The 17,109-nt window shown below is 53.4% G+C and carries 14 protein-coding genes, 18 tRNA genes and 1 riboswitch; of the genes, 28 read left to right on the top strand and 4 right to left on the bottom strand.

Annotation, left to right across the window (positions count from 1 at the left end; all coding sequences use genetic code 11):
* The first annotated feature begins 81 nt into the window (after positions 1–81).
* The 18 genes from JUF22_RS08180 (at position 82) to JUF22_RS08095 (ending at position 1,751) form a co-directional block, all read left to right on the top strand.
* Positions 82–154 (top strand) — tRNA-Val (locus JUF22_RS08180).
* A gap of 5 nt (positions 155–159) precedes the next feature.
* Positions 160–232 (top strand) — tRNA-Lys (locus tag JUF22_RS08175).
* Positions 233–280: 48 nt separating this feature from the next.
* Positions 281–353: transfer RNA gene (locus JUF22_RS08170), tRNA-Thr, on the top strand.
* 8 nt (positions 354–361) lie between these two features.
* A tRNA-Gly gene (locus JUF22_RS08165) sits at positions 362–433 on the top strand.
* A gap of 39 nt (positions 434–472) precedes the next feature.
* Positions 473–546, top strand: a tRNA-Arg gene (locus tag JUF22_RS08160).
* A gap of 6 nt (positions 547–552) precedes the next feature.
* Positions 553–626: transfer RNA gene (locus tag JUF22_RS08155), tRNA-Pro, on the top strand.
* 28 nt (positions 627–654) lie between these two features.
* A tRNA-Met gene (locus tag JUF22_RS08150) sits at positions 655–728 on the top strand.
* A gap of 14 nt (positions 729–742) precedes the next feature.
* Positions 743–816 (top strand) — tRNA-Ile (locus JUF22_RS08145).
* Positions 817–849: 33 nt separating this feature from the next.
* A tRNA-Ser gene (locus JUF22_RS08140) sits at positions 850–939 on the top strand.
* A 16-nt stretch (positions 940–955) separates the two neighbouring features.
* Positions 956–1,029 (top strand) — tRNA-Met (locus JUF22_RS08135).
* Positions 1,030–1,031: 2 nt separating this feature from the next.
* Positions 1,032–1,105 (top strand) — tRNA-Asp (locus tag JUF22_RS08130).
* A gap of 53 nt (positions 1,106–1,158) precedes the next feature.
* Positions 1,159–1,231 (top strand) — tRNA-Phe (locus JUF22_RS08125).
* A 21-nt stretch (positions 1,232–1,252) separates the two neighbouring features.
* A tRNA-Gly gene (locus JUF22_RS08120) sits at positions 1,253–1,323 on the top strand.
* A 6-nt stretch (positions 1,324–1,329) separates the two neighbouring features.
* Positions 1,330–1,404: transfer RNA gene (locus JUF22_RS08115), tRNA-Ile, on the top strand.
* Between the two features lie 4 nt (positions 1,405–1,408).
* Positions 1,409–1,496: transfer RNA gene (locus JUF22_RS08110), tRNA-Ser, on the top strand.
* A gap of 9 nt (positions 1,497–1,505) precedes the next feature.
* Positions 1,506–1,578: transfer RNA gene (locus tag JUF22_RS08105), tRNA-Glu, on the top strand.
* A 20-nt stretch (positions 1,579–1,598) separates the two neighbouring features.
* Positions 1,599–1,672 (top strand) — tRNA-Met (locus JUF22_RS08100).
* Between the two features lie 5 nt (positions 1,673–1,677).
* Positions 1,678–1,751 (top strand) — tRNA-Asp (locus JUF22_RS08095).
* Positions 1,752–1,881: 130 nt separating this feature from the next.
* Here the strand turns inward: JUF22_RS08095 and JUF22_RS08090 are convergent.
* Positions 1,882–3,138, bottom strand: a complete 1,257-nt coding sequence (locus tag JUF22_RS08090; RefSeq protein WP_236000746.1) for a DUF2075 domain-containing protein — start codon at positions 3,136–3,138, stop codon at positions 1,882–1,884.
* A 73-nt stretch (positions 3,139–3,211) separates the two neighbouring features.
* On the bottom strand, positions 3,212–3,709 hold the full coding sequence (locus JUF22_RS08085) for an antibiotic biosynthesis monooxygenase (RefSeq protein ID WP_203645431.1): 498 nt from the start codon (positions 3,707–3,709) through the stop codon (positions 3,212–3,214).
* A gap of 144 nt (positions 3,710–3,853) precedes the next feature.
* Between JUF22_RS08085 and JUF22_RS08080 the strand changes: the two genes are divergently transcribed.
* The 3 genes from JUF22_RS08080 to JUF22_RS08070 all read left to right on the top strand — a co-directional run bounded on the left by JUF22_RS08080 (position 3,854) and on the right by JUF22_RS08070 (position 6,077).
* Positions 3,854–4,594, top strand: a complete 741-nt coding sequence (locus JUF22_RS08080; RefSeq protein ID WP_203645429.1) for an MBL fold metallo-hydrolase — start codon at positions 3,854–3,856, stop codon at positions 4,592–4,594.
* Between the two features lie 201 nt (positions 4,595–4,795).
* Positions 4,796–5,209 carry a transcriptional regulator SpxA gene (gene spxA / locus JUF22_RS08075; RefSeq protein ID WP_203645427.1) on the top strand — a complete coding sequence of 138 codons (414 nt, stop codon included), beginning with the start codon at positions 4,796–4,798 and terminating at the stop codon, positions 5,207–5,209.
* A gap of 139 nt (positions 5,210–5,348) precedes the next feature.
* A complete protein-coding gene (locus JUF22_RS08070) occupies positions 5,349–6,077 on the top strand; it encodes an adaptor protein MecA (RefSeq protein ID WP_203645443.1) in 729 nt (242 codons plus the stop codon).
* Positions 6,078–6,182: 105 nt separating this feature from the next.
* On the opposite strand, the gene dapF is transcribed toward JUF22_RS08070, so the two are convergent.
* Together dapF and JUF22_RS08060 are read right to left on the bottom strand one after the other, a co-directional pair.
* Complete coding sequence (gene dapF, locus JUF22_RS08065) at positions 6,183–7,163, bottom strand: diaminopimelate epimerase (protein WP_203645425.1); 981 nt, start codon at positions 7,161–7,163, stop codon at positions 6,183–6,185.
* 5 nt (positions 7,164–7,168) lie between these two features.
* Complete coding sequence (locus JUF22_RS08060) at positions 7,169–8,536, bottom strand: aspartate kinase (protein WP_203645423.1); 1,368 nt, start codon at positions 8,534–8,536, stop codon at positions 7,169–7,171.
* Positions 8,537–8,711: 175 nt separating this feature from the next.
* Positions 8,712–8,894: riboswitch (Lysine riboswitch) on the top strand.
* A gap of 88 nt (positions 8,895–8,982) precedes the next feature.
* Here JUF22_RS08060 and lysA point away from each other — a divergent pair.
* From lysA to JUF22_RS08025, 7 genes are all read left to right on the top strand, one after another.
* Complete coding sequence (gene lysA / locus JUF22_RS08055; protein ID WP_203645421.1) at positions 8,983–10,284, top strand: diaminopimelate decarboxylase; 1,302 nt, start codon at positions 8,983–8,985, stop codon at positions 10,282–10,284.
* 90 nt (positions 10,285–10,374) lie between these two features.
* A complete protein-coding gene (gene dapD, locus JUF22_RS08050; protein WP_203645419.1) occupies positions 10,375–11,079 on the top strand; it encodes a 2,3,4,5-tetrahydropyridine-2,6-dicarboxylate N-acetyltransferase in 705 nt (234 codons plus the stop codon).
* A 3-nt stretch (positions 11,080–11,082) separates the two neighbouring features.
* Complete coding sequence (locus JUF22_RS08045) at positions 11,083–12,228, top strand: N-acetyldiaminopimelate deacetylase (protein ID WP_203645418.1); 1,146 nt, start codon at positions 11,083–11,085, stop codon at positions 12,226–12,228.
* Between the two features lie 14 nt (positions 12,229–12,242).
* Positions 12,243–13,130, top strand: a complete 888-nt coding sequence (gene dapA / locus JUF22_RS08040; protein ID WP_203645416.1) for a 4-hydroxy-tetrahydrodipicolinate synthase — start codon at positions 12,243–12,245, stop codon at positions 13,128–13,130.
* Positions 13,127–13,900 (top strand): 4-hydroxy-tetrahydrodipicolinate reductase, encoded by a 774-nt coding sequence (dapB, locus tag JUF22_RS08035; RefSeq protein WP_203645408.1) that lies wholly within the window; start codon positions 13,127–13,129, stop codon positions 13,898–13,900. Before dapA ends, dapB begins: the two co-directional genes overlap by 4 nt.
* Before the next feature lie 648 nt (positions 13,901–14,548).
* Positions 14,549–15,757 carry an aminotransferase class I/II-fold pyridoxal phosphate-dependent enzyme gene (locus tag JUF22_RS08030; protein WP_203645406.1) on the top strand — a complete coding sequence of 403 codons (1,209 nt, stop codon included), beginning with the start codon at positions 14,549–14,551 and terminating at the stop codon, positions 15,755–15,757.
* Between the two features lie 5 nt (positions 15,758–15,762).
* Entirely contained in the window at positions 15,763–16,839 is a 1,077-nt protein-coding gene (locus tag JUF22_RS08025) for an aspartate-semialdehyde dehydrogenase (protein ID WP_203645399.1), read from the top strand.
* Positions 16,840–17,109 lie beyond the last annotated feature (270 nt).

The following is a 17,109-nucleotide window of genomic DNA, read 5'->3' as shown; positions in this document are numbered from 1 at the left end:
AACACGGAAGTTAAGCTTCAGCACGCCGATAGTAGTTGGGGGATCGCCCCCTGCGAGGATAGGACGTTGCTACGCGAATTTGGAGGATTAGCTCAGTTGGGAGAGCGTCTGCCTTACAAGCAGAGGGTCACAGGTTCGAGCCCTGTATCCTCCATATATGAGCCGTTAGCTCAGTTGGTAGAGCATCTGACTTTTAATCAGAGGGTCGACAGTTCGAGCCTGTCACGGCTCATTCGCCTTCGGGCGGTGAGTAAATTAGATACACAATGATACTGACTATGCCGACTTAGCTCAGTTGGTAGAGCACCTGTCTTGTAAACAGGGGGTCGGAAGTTCGAATCTTCTAGTCGGCATTAATTTTGCGGAAGTAGTTCAGTGGTAGAACATCACCTTGCCATGGTGGGGGTCGCGGGTTCGAATCCCGTCTTCCGCTTAATACCGAAAGGTATTAAGCATCACAATTAGATATTTTGCACCCATAGCGCAACTGGATAGAGTGTCTGACTACGAATCAGAAGGTTGTAGGTTCGACTCCTACTGGGTGCATTTTAACGGGAAGTAGCTCAGCTTGGTAGAGCACCTGGTTTGGGACCAGGGGGTCGCAGGTTCGAATCCTGTCTTCCCGATTAAATAAATATATTTTATTTAACACTTCGCGGTGTAGCTCAGCTGGCTAGAGCGTTCGGTTCATACCCGAGAGGTCGAGGGTTCGATCCCCCCCGCCGCGATTAAGACTTGAACTGGACCTTTAGCTCAGTTGGTTAGAGCAAACGGCTCATAACCGTTCGGTCGTAGGTTCGAGTCCTACAAGGTCCATCACCAGAGGGCACTTGTATGGTGTTTCATTATGGAGGATTACCCAAGTCTGGCTGAAGGGAACGGTCTTGAAAACCGTCAGGTGAGTAAAATCACGCGAGAGTTCGAATCTCTCATCCTCCTTTTACCTTAACATTATCGCGGGATGGAGCAGTCTGGTAGCTCGTCGGGCTCATAACCCGAAGGTCGCAGGTTCAAACCCTGCTCCCGCAATTGGTTCGTTGGTCTAGTTGGTTAGGACGCCTCCCTGTCACGGAGGAGATCACGAGTTCGAGTCTCGTACGGACCGTTACCGTGTTTGGTCGCCCGAATGCGGTATCCATAATTTCTAAATGGTTTAATGGCTCGGTAGCTCAGTCGGTAGAGCAATGGATTGAAGCTCCATGTGTCGGCGGTTCGATTCCGTCCCGCGCCATTGATTATATCTCACCATATTGCGGGTATAGTTTAGTGGTAAAACCACAGCCTTCCAAGCTGTTGTCGCGAGTTCGATTCTCGTTACCCGCTTTATATGGGCCTATAGCTCAGCTGGTTTAGAGCGCACGCCTGATAAGCGTGAGGTCGATGGTTCGAGTCCATTTAGGCCCATTATGGAGAAGTACTCAAGTGGCTGAAGAGGTGCCCCTGCTAAGGGTATAGGTCGCGGAAGCGGCGCGAGAGTTCGAATCTCTCCTTCTCCGTTTAGTTATGACCCGTTGGTCAAGTGGTTTAAGACACCGCCCTTTCACGGCGGTAACATGGGTTCGAATCCCGTACGGGTCATTGTCACAATTTAATATTATCGCGGGATGGAGCAGTCTGGTAGCTCGTCGGGCTCATAACCCGAAGGTCGCAGGTTCAAACCCTGCTCCCGCAATTGTTGGTTCGTTGGTCTAGTTGGTTAGGACGCCTCCCTGTCACGGAGGAGATCACGAGTTCGAGTCTCGTACGGACCGTCAGTTAAAGTCTTCCTTGTTGGGGAAGGCTTTTTTGATATCTAGAGATCTATTTGACGCATTAACTGAAAATGGACTCACTAGCGCTGTAGGCAATTTACCTGCATGCTGGTGAGTCCCTTTGTGCGTATTAGGCGTTAGCGAGGTAGTCCCGTAGGCGTGGGTCATGGGCGTAGATGTAGAGGCCTTGCACGCCACGCTTCATTAAGACGTTGATTGAGTTAAGGACTAACTGCTGCTTGATCAGTGTGAGTTCGTGGGGGTCCGTCAAATCTGTGCGGCGTTTGAAGGCTTCCACGTCCGTATACTGATTCAGGTCGATGATCAGGCGATGGTGGTCGTCCAGTTTAACTGGTGGGCCGAGAATCACGCCCACGTAGTTCAAATCAAATCCCTGACAGGTATAGATGGAACCCACTTCATCGATAGTCTGCGGCAGCTCCGCCCAGGGCGTACTGGTATAGTTGTACTGGTCCCAGGGGAGGTGGAACTTACCCTCCGTGATATAATGTTTGCCACCATCCAGGGTCGACGGGTAGCCAGACGTCGAGACAATGCGTGAGAGCCCGACTGCCTGGTTTCGCTGGACAATGGCTTGACGCATCTGTTCTGCGTCCGTAAAGGTACGTAAATCGTAATGTTGACCGGCAGAGGCAGGTAAGGGACGTAACTGTTGGTGGGTGAAGTCGTTGATCCACGAAATCAGTGCGTCGTTTGCCTGCATACGAAATTGATGCGTTAGACGTGTCGTCTCATGGGCGAATGGGGCCAGCAGGTGTTCTAGGCGGTGTTCCGTCCAGAAACTCTTTAATCGCAAGACCTGAGTTTCATCAAAGACTAAAATGATGACCTTGGCGGTTGCCATTAGGGCGGTTAACTGATTGTCGCCGTAAAAATTATTGTAGTGGTCCGCCTGTGAGAGCAGGAGGTGGGCCTCGTCGATGACTAGGACGTCCGCGTGCTTCTTCCCCTGATTAATCTGATTGATTAGGGTAGTTGGCCGCTGAAAGTCTTTTTTGAACAGGTGCGGTTGCTGTCCGGCAATTTCTCGGTAAACTTTGAGGATTTCCGGATGATTCACTAGAAAGTAATTTTCAGTGTCGGCCAGTGGACTCGTGGCATCGGTCCGAGCAGCTGTTTGAATGGCTGCGAAGAGGTGCGCCAAGACGACACTTTTTCCCGTTCCGGCATCGCCATAGATGGTGAAAATAGCCGGGCCATTGCCGGTTACGTGAGTTGTGGTGAAGGTGAACACCCGCTCAACCAGTTGGGCTTGTTCGGTGGTGAGGGGAAGCAACGGCGAAATCTTGTCCGTCGCCGCGTTAGATACTGAGAGGGTCACATGATCGCCGTCTTTCTTGAACAGAATACTCCCATTGTAACGCAAAAATAACGCACCGTCAGGCTACGTTAATTGGCCCACGGTGCGTTAGGTTGTTAATTTCTGATAATGGTTAATGCTAATCCTTTTCTGGCTTCACTTGTTGATATGAGGCAGCATGGAAATGGTTTGCGCTGGTACTGTATACGTCAAAGGGCGCGAAGGCCGGTGAATGGCGCCAGAGAGAATAGGCCTGACTGTCGTCCCACATGGTCAATAGGACGTATTCGTTGGCACTCTTCTGCTTCGTCAACACGTAGAACGCCGTCATGCCACTAGGTAGACCATTGCCAGCAAAACGATTGGCCTTGGCGTTGAAAACCTTAGCAGCGTCCGGGTCCAGGGTGAAGTAGTTAAAATTAAAGAACCCTTGCCACTGCTGACTTCCTTGATGGAGCTGGACCTGATAGTCCAGATTGCTCTTAAACACACTAGGCTGGCCGGAGACGTCGACTAACTGTAAGCCCTCGTCGCCACCGGAATCAGCCATTAAAACCAACTGACGGTCTGGATTTTGCGCAATGATACCATCTAACATATCCCGACTCCCAAAAGTTGCTGATAATTGATGAAGCATGCTCATCCCTCCTGACTGGTTTGTTACCTTTATTATAAGGTTCTTCTGAACAAAAGCGAAACGTTTACACTCTGCGGTCAGCGCGCTAAACTAGAGCTAAGAAGCGTTGACGCAACGTGGTAATTCGCATGAGAGGATGATTGGATGAAATTAACAGTTTTAGGGTGTTACGGTGGGTATCCCCACAACGGCGTGGGCACTAGCAGTTATTTACTGACCAGCGGCGACTTTAATTTGCTATTGGATTGTGGGAGTGGGGCATTGATTGCCTTGGAAAAAGTCTTGGACCCCTTACAGCTGAACGCCGTGTTATTGACCCATTACCATCATGACCATACGGCTGATGTGGGTGTGTTACAGTACCTCTGGCAGTTGAAACAGGGGCCGCGGGCCGAACCCGTCCTGCCAATTTATGGGCACACGGCGGATCCGTTGAACTTTGGTAGTCTTACCTGGCCTAACGCCACGGTTGGTCAGGCCTATAATCCAGCCGACACGCTGCATTTGGGGCCGTTTACGATTGATTTCTTACCAACGCATCATCCAGTACCGGCATACGCTCCCCGCATCACGGAGACGGCTACGGGAGCAACGTTGGCCTTCACGTCTGATACGGCAGCCTTTGATGGGTTAGCTGAGTGGGCAACCGGCGTAGATGTCTTACTGGCCGATACGAATTTCTTCGCCGACCATCAGGGAACGGCCTGGCATCTGACGTCGACTCAAGCGGGAGATTTGGCACGGCAGGCGGCAGTTAAACGGCTCTTGCTGACCCATCTACCACAGACGGGGGACCTTCAGCAACTGGTAGCCGAAGCACAGACCGCGGCGGGGAATACCACCAAAGTTAGCGTGGTCTCGGCTGGCTTTATTTATAAAATCTAATGCTTTTTATTCGATAAAAATAAATGGTCCTCAACTGATTAATCATCATAACTGTGGTATTAGAACATCTATTAGCCAATTAGTAGACGAATAGTATAAAATTGTTAATAAAGTTATTTTCAAAAAGGTCTTTCCTTTTCTGTAAAAGTCTGTATAATGAAGCTATTAAAACTTTTATAGACCGTTAAGGAGGAAAAGATTATGACAGTTACGCTCTACACCTCACCCAGTTGTACCTCTTGCCGCAAAGCCCGTCTTTGGTTCGAAGAACACGGTATCGCGTACCGCGAACAGAATATCTTCTCCGAGCCCTTGACGATTGCGCAGATTAAATCAATCTTGCGGTTGACCGAAGATGGGACCGAAGAAATTGTGTCCAAACGCTCGCGGGTTTACCAGGAATTGACCGTCGATCTCGACGATTTACCCTTACGTGAGCTCTACCAATTGATTCAAACCCATCCCGGCATTCTGCGGCGACCAATCATGGTCGATGAGAAACGTCTGCAGGTTGGTTTCAACGAAGAAGAAATTCGCCGGTTTCTGCCAAGACAAGTGCGCGCACTTGAGCTCGAGCGGGCCCAACGACTAGTAAATGGCATAAATGAAGCTTAATTAGTTGCATCTGACCGGATTTGTGAGAAAATGTTACTTGCAGTCCGGTTTTTTGGTATGATGACTTTACAAGCCGGCAAAAATGACTAGAATTAGAATCAAGGACAATACCCAAACCCACGAGAAAGGGGTGTTATTCATGGAATCGGAACGAATCAATGAGAACACGATTCGAGTAGTTATCGGCAATGATGATCTCAGTGAACGAGGAATCACTGTCCTGGATCTGCTCGGCAATCACAAGCAAATCGAAGGCTTCTTTTACAGCATTTTGGAAGAGGTCGACGTTGATCACCAATTTCAAGACAACGAAGCGGTAACCTTCCAGGTACTACCGAACCGTAATGGTCTGGAGTTGTTTATAAGTAAGAATGTGGACGAAGATGACGCGACCATTGATGATAATCAAGGCGACGCGAGTGTCGATAGTGCTCACCCCGATCAAGTATCGGATCAAATTAAAGAACACCTGTCAGCAACGGACGACCAGAAGGATTTCTTCTCTGGGTTTAAGTCTGCGACTGCCAATGACTCCAATGATATTGAGGATTACTTAAGCGACAAAGGTCAACCAACGGCGACCCGCGTGGTTAAGCTACATTCCTTTGAAGATATGATTAGCTTGGCACGGGTGCTGCATTTAGAAAATGCGGCCACGAACCTTTACCGGTACAGTGGTGACTTCTATTTGGAACTGGTCTTCTTCACGAATGAGACCTCACCAGAGTCCATCAAGGACGAATTGGCCGTGGCGTACGAGTACGCGGATCGGACCAAGGTCGCTCCTGATGTCTTGGCGGAACATGGTCAATTGATCATGGACAACTCTGCTTTGGAGCTGACTCGTTTTCACTTTTTAACTGATTAAAATTAGGCGAGACACTGGTTAACGGTGTTTCGTCTTTTTATTTGCGGAAAAAACACCCAACCTCCAGATTGTAAGGTTGGGTGTTTTTGTCTAAAAAAATTTAAGTTAAGCCGTGACTGCCGCCACAAATTCCTGGTAGGCGGCTTCTTCACCCGTGGTCGTAAGCGTGACGTTTTGCAAGTTGGCCTGGTGGAGGTCAGCTTCAGCGATGGTGAGGGTGGCCGTGAAGGTGGCGTTACCAATCAGCTGAATCTGGCTGGCTGTTGCCGACTGTGCCAGCGTGATGTGCGTCTTGACCAGGCCGCCGGGATTGAAGACGGTGATATCCTGTTGCGCGTCAAATTGGTCGGGGTGGAGCTGGGCGAATGCCAAACTGGTGGCAGACATGCCCGTGCCACAGGCGTTCGTGAAGCCGACGCCACGTTCGTACGTTTGGACGAAGAGGGTGTTGGTGCCTCGAATCTCAGCGAAGCTCACATTGACGCCCTCTGGGAAATAAGGGTTCTTCGCGTTCAGGCGTTCACCCAGCTTGCCGAGTTGCGCGGCGTCGATGTGATCCACGAAACTGATCAGGTGCGGGTTCGGGACGGCAATGGCCGTGAAGGTTTGGCCGGGGATGAACTCTGGCACGGCGACATCGACCATGGTGCTTAAGTCCTGATAGTGGAATGGTAGGTCGGCCGCAGCCAAGGAAATTGGTGCGATTTGAACGCTGAAGGCCGGCACGTTTTCGGCTAAATTAGGTGCCTGGTGGACTGGCAAATTGGCTTCCAATGTCGCGACCTTGAAGGCCGTTTGGCCCGTCTTTTCCGCCAAGTAGCGGCTCACGGTTCGCAGGCCGTTGCCACACATCTTGGCTTCGCTACCATCGGCGTTGATGACGCGCATCTGGCCGGCACAGTCCGTGTCGGGGACGTCGTTGATGACCAAGAGCCCGTCCGCGCCGTTGTCGATGCCGGTGACGGGGGAACAGAGGCGAATCGCCAGTTGCGTCAGCTCCGCATCGGTTATGGGCGTGGCAAGGGTGGTTTGGTCGAGCAAGAAGAATTGATTTTCGGACCCGTGGGCCTTGATTAAAGTTGTCATTGATTTTATACCTCACTTTTTACGAAAAAGGTGTCGTAGATGTGCCGGACCGCGGCGGCCGCATCCTTGCGCTGGGTGCCAATCATGATGGAAATGCGTGAGGCGCCTTGGTTGATCATTTGAATGGCGATGCCGTGCTGGGTCAGGGAATCAATCACCTTCCCCATGGTGTCAACGGTATGGGCGATTCCCTCGCCGACGACCATGATGATGGCGTAATCGTCAATCCACTCCAAGTAATCGGGTTTTAACGTTTCACGAATGTCATGACAAAGGGCCTTGATGGTCGCTGAATCCAATTTACTCTGGTCAAAAATAATTGTGAGGTCATCGATTCCGGATGGCATGTGTTCATAGGAGATCCCATAGCGTTGGAAAATTTCGAGCAGCTTCAGGGTGAAGCCGATTTCCTTGTTCAACAGGTAACGGTGGAGATACAGCGCAGAGAACCGGTCGGAACAGGCAATCCCAGTAATTGGATTGGCTGGATTGAAGAGAAATTGTTCCGGCACAATCAGCGTGCCCGGCGCCGTGGGGTTGTTGGTGTTTTTGACGTTGACCGGGACCTGGCCCTGAACGGCCGGGATAATGGCTTCGTCTTGGAAGACGGAGAAGCCGGCGTAGGAGAGTTCCCGCATTTCCCGGTAGGACATCTTGGAGATGACGGCGGGGTGCGGCACGATGTGGTTATCGACGGTGTAGATGGCGTCGACGTCCGTAAAGTTTTCGTAGAGGTCGGCCTTGAAGCCGCGGCTTAAAATGGCGCCCGTGATGTCGGACCCGCCACGGGTGAAGGTGTAGATGTCCCCACTCGGGCTGTAGCCGAAGAAGCCAGGGAACACGATGCGGGCCCCACTTAGTGAAAGATGGCTCAAATTAAGATAAGTTTCGTCCAAGACATCCGCGTTATTGGGCTCGCCATCGACCAAGAAACCGGCGTCGCGGGGATCTAAAAATTTGGCGGGGATGGCCTGTTCGTTTAACACGGCCGCCAGCAAAATGGCATTTAGCAATTCGCCGTGGGCCTTGAAATCCGCCATCAGGTGGTCGTCGTCCGCAAAGGTCGTGGTGGCTAAAGCGCCGAGTTTGTGGGTAATAGTCTGGAGCGTTGTGGCCGGTAAGGCAAAGTGGTCACTGATGTCCTGGTAGCGATTCGTAATCTGGGCGACCGTGGTTGAAAAGTCCTGTTGGGCCAGGACCTGCTGGGCGTATTGGATCAACAGATCCGTCACTTTGACGTCCGCTTTATTCCGTTTGCCGGGGGCCGAGGTCACGATGACCTGACGCTCCGGGTCCGCTCGAATAATGTTAACGACCTTATCAAATTGTTCGCCGGTGGCCAGTGAACTACCACCAAACTTAACGACTTTCACAAAAATCACCTCAAAGTTAGTTTGAAACTCACATTTATTTTTAATGGCAACTTTAGCAGTTTTCCGGATTAAATCAAGCGAAACTTTCTGAATCCAGTTTGTAAAGTTAGAAAACATTGTGAATTTGCGTCAGAAGCCTTGACGAATTATGAGAATTGTTTTAATCTAATACCAACATCAAATAAGAGGTTGCAACCAACATCAGTACGCAAGGGAGTCCCTGAATGGACTAGGAACTTGTGGAAAGGGGCGGTTGCCGAAGCGTCAGTCAATTCAGTGGCTGATTAGCTGGGACGTGGTTTGAATAAAACCCGGACTGTCGTAGCAAAAATGTCTGCTACGGGGCGCTTACGACGAATACGATGCAGAATGCAAATTTCTGGGATCTCTTTGTTTGTAAGCAAAGAGATCCTTTTTTTGTCCCGTAACGAAAGGGTGGTTGAGAGATGATTAGTCGTGATTTACAAGCCAATGAACAAGGACATCTGTTGTTAGGTGGGGTGGATGCCACGCAACTCGCACGAGACTTCGGCACGCCATTAGTGGTTTACGATGTCGGCAACATTCGCCAACAGATTCAGGACTTCCGTGAAAGTTTTGACCAGAGCGGGCTTCGTTATCAAATCAGTTATGCCAGCAAGGCCTTCGCGACCGTGGCCATGTATCAGGTCATTAAGGAAGAGGGCCTGCACGCCGACGTCGTATCCGGCGGCGAGCTGTACACCGCGTTACAGGCCGGCTTCCCGGCCGAACGCCTCAGCTTCCACGGCAATAATAAGTCGGTGGCCGAGCTGACCATGGCCGTGGATCACGGTGTTGGCGTCATCATCCTGGACAATTTCCACGAGATTCAGTTGCTTAAGGAAGTCCTCGCTGTCAGGGGGACCAGCGTCAACGTGATGTTGCGGCTGACACCGGGCATCTCCGCCCATACCCACCGTTACACGCAAACCGGTCAGGTCGATAGCAAATTTGGCTTCGACGTTGCCTCCGGACAAGCCACGCGCGCCCTGCAGGAAGTCCTGGCGGTGCCACAGATGCACCTGATTGGGATTCACGCCCACATCGGCTCGCAGATTTTTGGGGTCGCCGGCTTTGAAATGCTGGTCCAAAAGTTGGTCAGCATTGCCGCCGAGTGGCGCGATGATTTCGACTTCGTGCCCCAAATTTTGAACCTCGGCGGTGGCTTTGGCATTACCTATACGGCGGCCGACGAAGCCATTGGCCCGGATGTATTCATTCAACACATCGCCGCCACCCTGAAGGCCAGTTCCGCGGAAGCGAATTTAGACCTCCCCGAGATTTGGATCGAACCGGGTCGGTCCATCGTGGGTCCCGCCGGCTACAACCTCTACACGGTCGGGTCGCGCAAGGATATTCCCAACCTGACCTCCTACCTGAGTGTCGATGGGGGGATGGGCGATAACATTCGACCAGCTTTGTACCAGGCACAATACGAGGCGGTGGTAGCCAACAAGCTCAACGCCCCGCAACAGGAAACCGTCCATTTGGCCGGAAAGTATTGTGAGTCCGGCGACATTCTCGTCGACCAAGCCAAGCTGCCCCGCACGGAACCCGGCGATTTGATTGCCATGCTGGACACCGGTGCTTACGGTTACTCGATGGCGTCCAACTACAACCGCAACCCGCGGCCCGCGGTCGTCTTCGTTGAAAATGGCCAGGCCAAAGTCGTGGTTCGCCGCGAGACCTTTGCGGATCTGACGCGGTTGGATGAGAGCTATTTATAAACCGATGAATTTTGAAAATGAGAATCAGAGCTGAATCGGCCGACAGCAAACTGGCCGGCAACGGGTGCTTATTATATAGGAGGAAAATTGATGAAAAAGATGACTGCGGAAGAAATTATCAGGTACATTGGCACCGCCGAAAAGGTAACGCCCGTGAAAGCTTACGTGCAAGAAAATATTCCAGCCGATAAGGTTCCAACTAGCGTGCAACGCTTCGCTGCGCCCGAGTTTACCCTGTTGATTGGGGATTACCGCGACGTGGCGCCACTCTTGGCGGGCCGGTCAGAAGCGACGTACCACCTCGAGGTGACCGCGCGTAACTCGGCCGTGCCATTGCTGGACACGGCAACGACCAACGCCCGCATTGAGCCGGGGGCCATCATCCGTGATCAGGTCACAATTGGCGATCATGCGGTCATCATGATGGGGGCCGTCATCAACATCGGCGCAGAGATCGGGGCCGGCACCATGATCGACATGGGCGCCGTGCTTGGGGGCCGCGCCACGGTCGGCACCAACGCCCACATCGGGGCGAATGCCGTACTGGCCGGGGTGGTGGAGCCCGCGTCCGCGACACCAGTCCGTATCGGGAACAACGTCACGGTCGGCGCCAACGCGGTCGTGTTAGAAGGCGTGCAGGTCGGTGACAATGCCGTGGTCGGTGCCGGAGCGGTGGTCACCAAGGACGTGGCGCCGAATGCCGTCGTCGCTGGTGTACCGGCTCGCGTGATCAAAATCAAAGACCAGCAGACGACCGACAAGACCCACATCGAAGAAACCTTGAGGGAGTTGTAAATCATGCTAACGGAAGCAGAACTCATTCAGATTCGCCGGCACCTTCATCAGATACCGGAGCTGGCGCTTCACGAAACGGCCACCCACGCCTATTTGAAAGCGGTGGTCGATCAGCTACCAGCGACCTGGTTGACGGTGCGCGAACCCAGCGAACTCCCAACGGCCTTGCTGGTCAAGGTCGCGGGTAGCCAGCCGCAACGCACGATTGGCTACCGAGCCGACATCGATGCCTTACCAGTCGACGAGACGGCCAGTTGTTCCTTTCATTCGATGCATCCGGGCGTGATGCACGCCTGCGGCCACGATATTCATATGACCGTGGCGCTGGGCCTCCTCATCTACTTTGCCGAGAATCAACCGCAAGACAACCTGATTTTCTTCTTCCAACCCGCCGAAGAGAGCGAGAGTGGTGGGAAACAGGCGTACGACCTGGGGCTGTTCACCGGGGCGTGGCACATCGATGAATTTTACGGCTTGCATGACAACTCCGACCTGCCCACCGGCACGATTGGGTGTCGCCTCGGCACGCTGTTTGCCGGGACCAGTGAGGTCAACGTGACGATTCACGGCACCAGCGGCCACGCGGCCTTTCCCCACCGGGCCAACGATGCGGTCGTGATTGCGGCCAGCTTCATTACCCAGATTCAGACAATCGTTGCCCGCAACATTGATCCCACCGCGTGTGGCGTGGTGACCTTTGGCAAGATGACGGCGGGGTCGATTCGCAACGTGATTGCTGGGGAGGCGCGGCTGGAGGGCACGATTCGTGGGCTGACCCAGGACATGATTCTCTTCATTCGGCAACGCGTGAGTGAGATTGCCGCCGGCGTTGCGCAGACCTACAACGCGCAGATCGACGTGACGTTTAATCAGGGGGGCTACTACCCCGTGGAAAATGACCCGCAATTAACGGCCAACTTTATCCAGTACATGCAGCGGGCCGCCGACGTGGACTTTCAGGAGACCCCGCCAGCCATGACCGGCGAGGACTTTGGCTACTTGCTGAACCAGATTCCCGGCACCATGTTTTGGCTGGGGGTCGACAGTCCGGGCGCACTCCATGCCGCAAATTTTCAGCCCCACGAGGGCGCCATCATCAAGGGCGTGACCGCCATGCGGGGTTTCTTAACTGACAGAATGGCTCATTAAAGGAGAGATTGAGAATGTTTGAAAATGCAGATTTACTCACGGCAATCATTACGCCGTTTACCGCCGATGGGAGCGCTATTAACTACGCTGCCTTGGAAAAATTGACCAATCACCTGCTGGCGACCGGGACCAAGGGCTTCGTCATTGGCGGGACCACTGGGGAAACGCCCACGCTGAGCGAAGCGGAAAAATTAGAACTCTATACGCGCTTTGGCAAGATGGTTGGTGGCCGGGTGCCCGTTATTGCTGGTGCCGGCAGCAACAACACGCAGGAGACCGTCGACTTTGTCCAGAAGCTGGGCCAGGTGCCCGGCATCGACATGGCTCTGGTGGTCGTGCCGTACTACAACAAGCCGAACCAGCGGGGGATGCGGGCGCATTTTCAAACGGTGGCCGACGCGTCGCCACTGCCCGTAATGATCTACAACATTCCGGGCCGGACGGGGGTCTTGATGACCAAGGAAACCGTCGTCGATTTGGCCCAGTATCCGAACATTGGTGGCGTCAAGCAGTGCAATACGATGGCTGATTTCGAGTACATCGTCGAACACACGCCAGCAGACTTCCTGGTCTATAGTGGCGAGGATGCCCAGGCCCTGTTTGCCACGGCAGTCGGGGGCAACGGCGTGATTTCCGTGGCATCTCACGTCTACGGTGATCAAATTCGTGAGATGCTAGACGACCTGGCAGCCGGCAACGTCCAAGCCGCCGGGGCCTTACAACGGCAACTAACGCCTAAGATGGCGGCGCTGTTCATGTACCCGTCACCGTCACCGGTCAAGGCCGTGCTAAACGACCAGGGCTACGAGGTCGGCACGTGTCGTTTGCCGATCCTGCCACTCAACGCTGAGGAAAAGGCGGCGCTCTATGCGGCTCTCGGCACCAAGGAGGCCCAAGCGTGATTTCAGTAATTGTTGCCGGATTTAACGGCTCGATGGGACAAAAGGCCCTCGCCATGATTGATCAGGCGGACGATTTAAATCTAGTGGGCGTGTACAATCCCCACGTGACCGACCTGACGCCAGGGACGTATCGGTTAGACCCAACGGTGGTGGTCGCGAACGACCGCGCCCAGTTGCCAGCGGCCGATATTTGGATTGACTTCAGCCTCCCTAGTGGGGTCTACGCCAATGCCCAATTTGCCATTGACCACGGCATTCGACCGGTGATTGGGACCAGCGGCATGGCCGAGGACCAGCAGGTAGCGCTCCAGCGGGCAGCCGATGCCAAGGGACTAGGGGGTATCATCGCCGCCAACTTCGGAGTCTCCGCCGTTCTGATGATGAAATTTGCTAAGGAAGCCGCGGCCTACTTCGACCACGCTGAAATCATGGAATACCACCATGCAGATAAGTTGGACGCACCGTCCGGGACCGCGCTGAACACGGCCAAACTAATCTATGACCAACAGGGTCATGATGAATCGAATAATCCGCAGGAACAGGACCCCCTGGGCGCGCGCGGTGGCGATTACCACGGCATTAAGATTCATGCCGTACGGCTGCCAGGCTTTATCGCCGACGAGGAGGTTATCTTCGGCGGGGCGGGTGAAACCTTGACGCTGAAGCAGAGTACGACGGACCGGGCGTCGTTTATGAAAGGCGTGCGCATCGCTATCGACGCCGTCATGCACCGCCAGAACCTGGTCATCGGCCTGGAAAATATCCTTTAAGCTTGGGTGCTTGGCAGCGCCTCCGGGCTGGTGAAAATGGGCCGTGGCGCTGTGGGCGCACGTCTGGAGCCGAAGAGCGGTCTCCAGACTTACTTTGAGCCTCTGAGAAGCGAGTCTCAAAGATAGCAGTCGTCTAAGCGGTAAACCGCTAAGACAACTCCCACGGCTGAGCCCATTTTCACCAGCCCTGCGGCTGATACTGGTTTAAAGCAGATTTTCCGGTGGCCATGACGTGGGTTTTGGGCTGGTACTACGTCAATTGTACTTGGGGTTGTCGTCAGATAGTGTCCCCGCGATGCGTCCATGATCTTTAGAAATAAATGTAGTAAAATCAACAACTTTAACCCGTCAATCACAACCACCACAAGGGATTGAACGACTACACCAGTATGTTTGGCACGCACAGATGTGAGTGACCAGAGGCGGGCCAAGATGCCCAGCTGTGTCGATGGTCTAGGTTGGGGTTCTGTCCCAACCTAGACCATGGGACGACCTTGGAAACTCGCGAACTTCAGCGAGGTTTCAAGGCGAGGCCCCAGACCGTTCCTCAGGCTGGAGCCGTTCCCCACAGCAGGGCATCTTGAGCTCGCCGCCGGGAACGGCCAATTAAAACAATTTTAAACATAAAGGTTAGGAGAGGTGACCAATTTGCCGCTACTGGATTCGAAACTAAAAACAATCGTTAACCAAACACTTGCGCCTATGGGCGTTTCTCAGATTCGGTTCTTTGCGCAGAAATTTGCGCAGATTCCGGGGATTATTAAGCTGACGTTGGGGGAACCCGACTTCAACGTGCCCGAACACGTGAAGGCAGCTGCCATTCAGAGCATTCGGGAGAATAAGTCCCATTACTCCGATCAGCGCGGCATCATGGAACTGCGGACGGCCATTAGTGACTACCTGCAACAACGGTTTCACGTCAGCTACGACGCGGCATCTGAAATCGTAGTGACCGTGGGGGCGACCGAGGCCATCTTCGCGGCACTGGGGAGCCTGATCAATCCCGGGGACAAAATTCTGGTGGCCACCCCGACCTTTGCCTTGTATTGGCCAGTCATTGAAATTTTTGGCGGAATTCCCGTTCAGGTGGATACGACCGCCGATGGGTTCCGGTTGACCGGTGAGCATCTACAGGAAGTTCTTGACCGGGAAGGCGCCGGCAACGTGAAGGCGTTGGTCCTGAACTTTCCTGGCAATCCGACCGGGTTCGAGTACAGCCGCGACCAGCTCCAGGAGTTAGCGGACGTCATCAAGCAAAATGCCATGTACGTCTTAACCGATGAAATTTATGCGGAATTAACCTATGGTCAGCCCCATACCTCGATGGCCGAATTGTTGCCGGAACAAACGATTCTGATCAATGGGCTATCCAAGTCCCACGCAATGACCGGCTATCGAATCGGCTACTTCGTCGGGCCCAAGGACTTTGTGGTGAATGCCAGCAAGCTCCATGGTTTTGCGGTCACCAGCCCGTCGAATCCAGCCCAATATGCGGCGCTGGAGGCATTGACCAACGGCGTCGATGATGCTCAGGACATGCGGCAGGTTTACCAACAACGGCGTGATTACATCGTGCCCAAGCTGAATGTTTTGGGATACGAAACGGCGTTGCCAGCCGGCGCGTTTTACGCGTTTGCGAAGATTCCGGCTAGTTTTGGTCTGAGTTCCGTTGAATTTGCGACGAAACTGGCCGAAGAAGCCAAGGTGGGCGTGACCCCCGGCAGTGCGTTTGGCGCTGGTGGTGAAGGTTACGTGCGCCTGTCCTACGCGTCATCGATGGCGGATCTGCAGGAAGCCATGGCGCGGTTGACGGTATTTACGGAAAAGATGCAAACTGAATTAAAAATTAAGGGATGAACGGTATGAGTGAAGGATTTGTCGTTGCGATTTTAGGGGCCACGGGCGCCGTGGGAACCCGCTTGATTCAACAGTTAGAGCAGTCTACGATTCCGGTGAAGGCCGTTAAGTTACTGGCGTCTTCACGGTCGGCCGGGAAGGTCTTACAATTTAGAGAACAGGCCGTCACGGTTGAAGAAGCCACGCCCGCTGCGTTTGATGGGGTCGACCTGGTCTTGGCCTCGGCCGGTGGCAGTGTCTCTAAGAAATTTCTGCCAGAAGCCGTGAAGCGCGGGGCAGTCTGCGTGGACAACACCAGTGCCTTTCGGATGGTGCCGGAGATTCCGTTAGTCGTGCCAGAAGTCAATGAATCGGCGTTGTACCAGCACCAGGGCATCATTGCCAACCCGAATTGTTCGACGATTCAGATGATGGTGGCCCTGGAACCGATTCGCCAGGCCGTTGGGTTGAAGCAGATTATCGTGTCTACCTACCAGGCCGCATCCGGCGCGGGGCAGTCGGCCTTGAACGAGCTGTACACCGAGGCCCAGGATTTTCTGGACGGCAAGCAGATGCACGCGGACATTTTCCCGACGAAGGGCGACCAGAAGCACTATCCACTGGCCTTTAATCTGTTGCCGCAGATTGATGTGCTGGAGGATAACCTTTACTCCCATGAAGAGTGGAAGATGATTCACGAAACGAAGAAGATCATGCTGGGGGACATGGATGCCAGTGACATCAAGGTCACGGCCACCTGTGTTCGGGTTCCCGTGCCCATCAGTCATGGGGAATCCATCTGGATCGATACCGGTGACCCTACCGCCACGGTCGATCAATTACGGCAGGCCATCGCAGACGCACCGGGCGCCGTTTTACAGGACGACCCGGCCCATCAAGTCTATCCGCAACCGGTCAATGCCACCGGGACGCGCGACACCTACGTTGGGCGGATTCGGCCCGACCTGGAAAATCCGGGCGCTTTCAACCTGTGGGTCGTGTCCGATAACCTCCTAAAGGGGGCCGCCTGGAACACGGTTCAGATTGCGGAACGACTGGTCGCCGATGACCTGGTTCACCCGGTTGTGCCGGCAACGAAGTAAAATAACGGTCAAAATTTGTCAATTGTAGGTAGCAACTACTCACGTGACTTTGATTATGCCACATACAAGAAGCCATCATAGCGGCATTCAATCGAATGACTGTTTAATTGAACAAGCTATCGACTAAAACTGTGGACGGAATATCTAACAGAAAAAACAGTTTACTGGTTACTCCCAAATACTTTGGTAAAACGGGTTAACCCTTGGTACTGCGAGACCAACGAGCAGCCACCACCACACGCGAAAGCGATTGTGGCGGTGGCTTTTTCG

It is taken from the genome of Levilactobacillus lanxiensis (assembly GCF_016861655.1).
Lineage (GTDB): Bacteria > Bacillota > Bacilli > Lactobacillales > Lactobacillaceae > Levilactobacillus > Levilactobacillus lanxiensis.
Note: the sequence above shows the minus strand (reverse complement) of the source record. Positions and strands in the feature narration are given on the sequence as shown.

Excerpts from the sequence above, each read along its gene's own strand:
- JUF22_RS08085 (WP_203645431.1), bottom strand. The coding sequence starts at position 3,709 with ATGCTTCATCAATTATCAGCAACTTTTGGGAGTCGGGATATGTTAGAT.
- JUF22_RS08045 (WP_203645418.1), top strand. The coding sequence starts at position 11,083 with ATGCTAACGGAAGCAGAACTCATTCAGATTCGCCGGCACCTTCATCAG.
- dapA (WP_203645416.1), top strand. The coding sequence starts at position 12,243 with ATGTTTGAAAATGCAGATTTACTCACGGCAATCATTACGCCGTTTACC.
- JUF22_RS08025 (WP_203645399.1), top strand. The coding sequence starts at position 15,763 with ATGAGTGAAGGATTTGTCGTTGCGATTTTAGGGGCCACGGGCGCCGTG.
- spxA (WP_203645427.1), top strand. The coding sequence starts at position 4,796 with ATGACAGTTACGCTCTACACCTCACCCAGTTGTACCTCTTGCCGCAAA.
- JUF22_RS08080 (WP_203645429.1), top strand. The coding sequence starts at position 3,854 with ATGAAATTAACAGTTTTAGGGTGTTACGGTGGGTATCCCCACAACGGC.
- dapD (WP_203645419.1), top strand. The coding sequence starts at position 10,375 with ATGAAAAAGATGACTGCGGAAGAAATTATCAGGTACATTGGCACCGCC.
- JUF22_RS08070 (WP_203645443.1), top strand. The coding sequence starts at position 5,349 with ATGGAATCGGAACGAATCAATGAGAACACGATTCGAGTAGTTATCGGC.
- dapF (WP_203645425.1), bottom strand. The coding sequence starts at position 7,163 with ATGACAACTTTAATCAAGGCCCACGGGTCCGAAAATCAATTCTTCTTG.
- lysA (WP_203645421.1), top strand. The coding sequence starts at position 8,983 with ATGATTAGTCGTGATTTACAAGCCAATGAACAAGGACATCTGTTGTTA.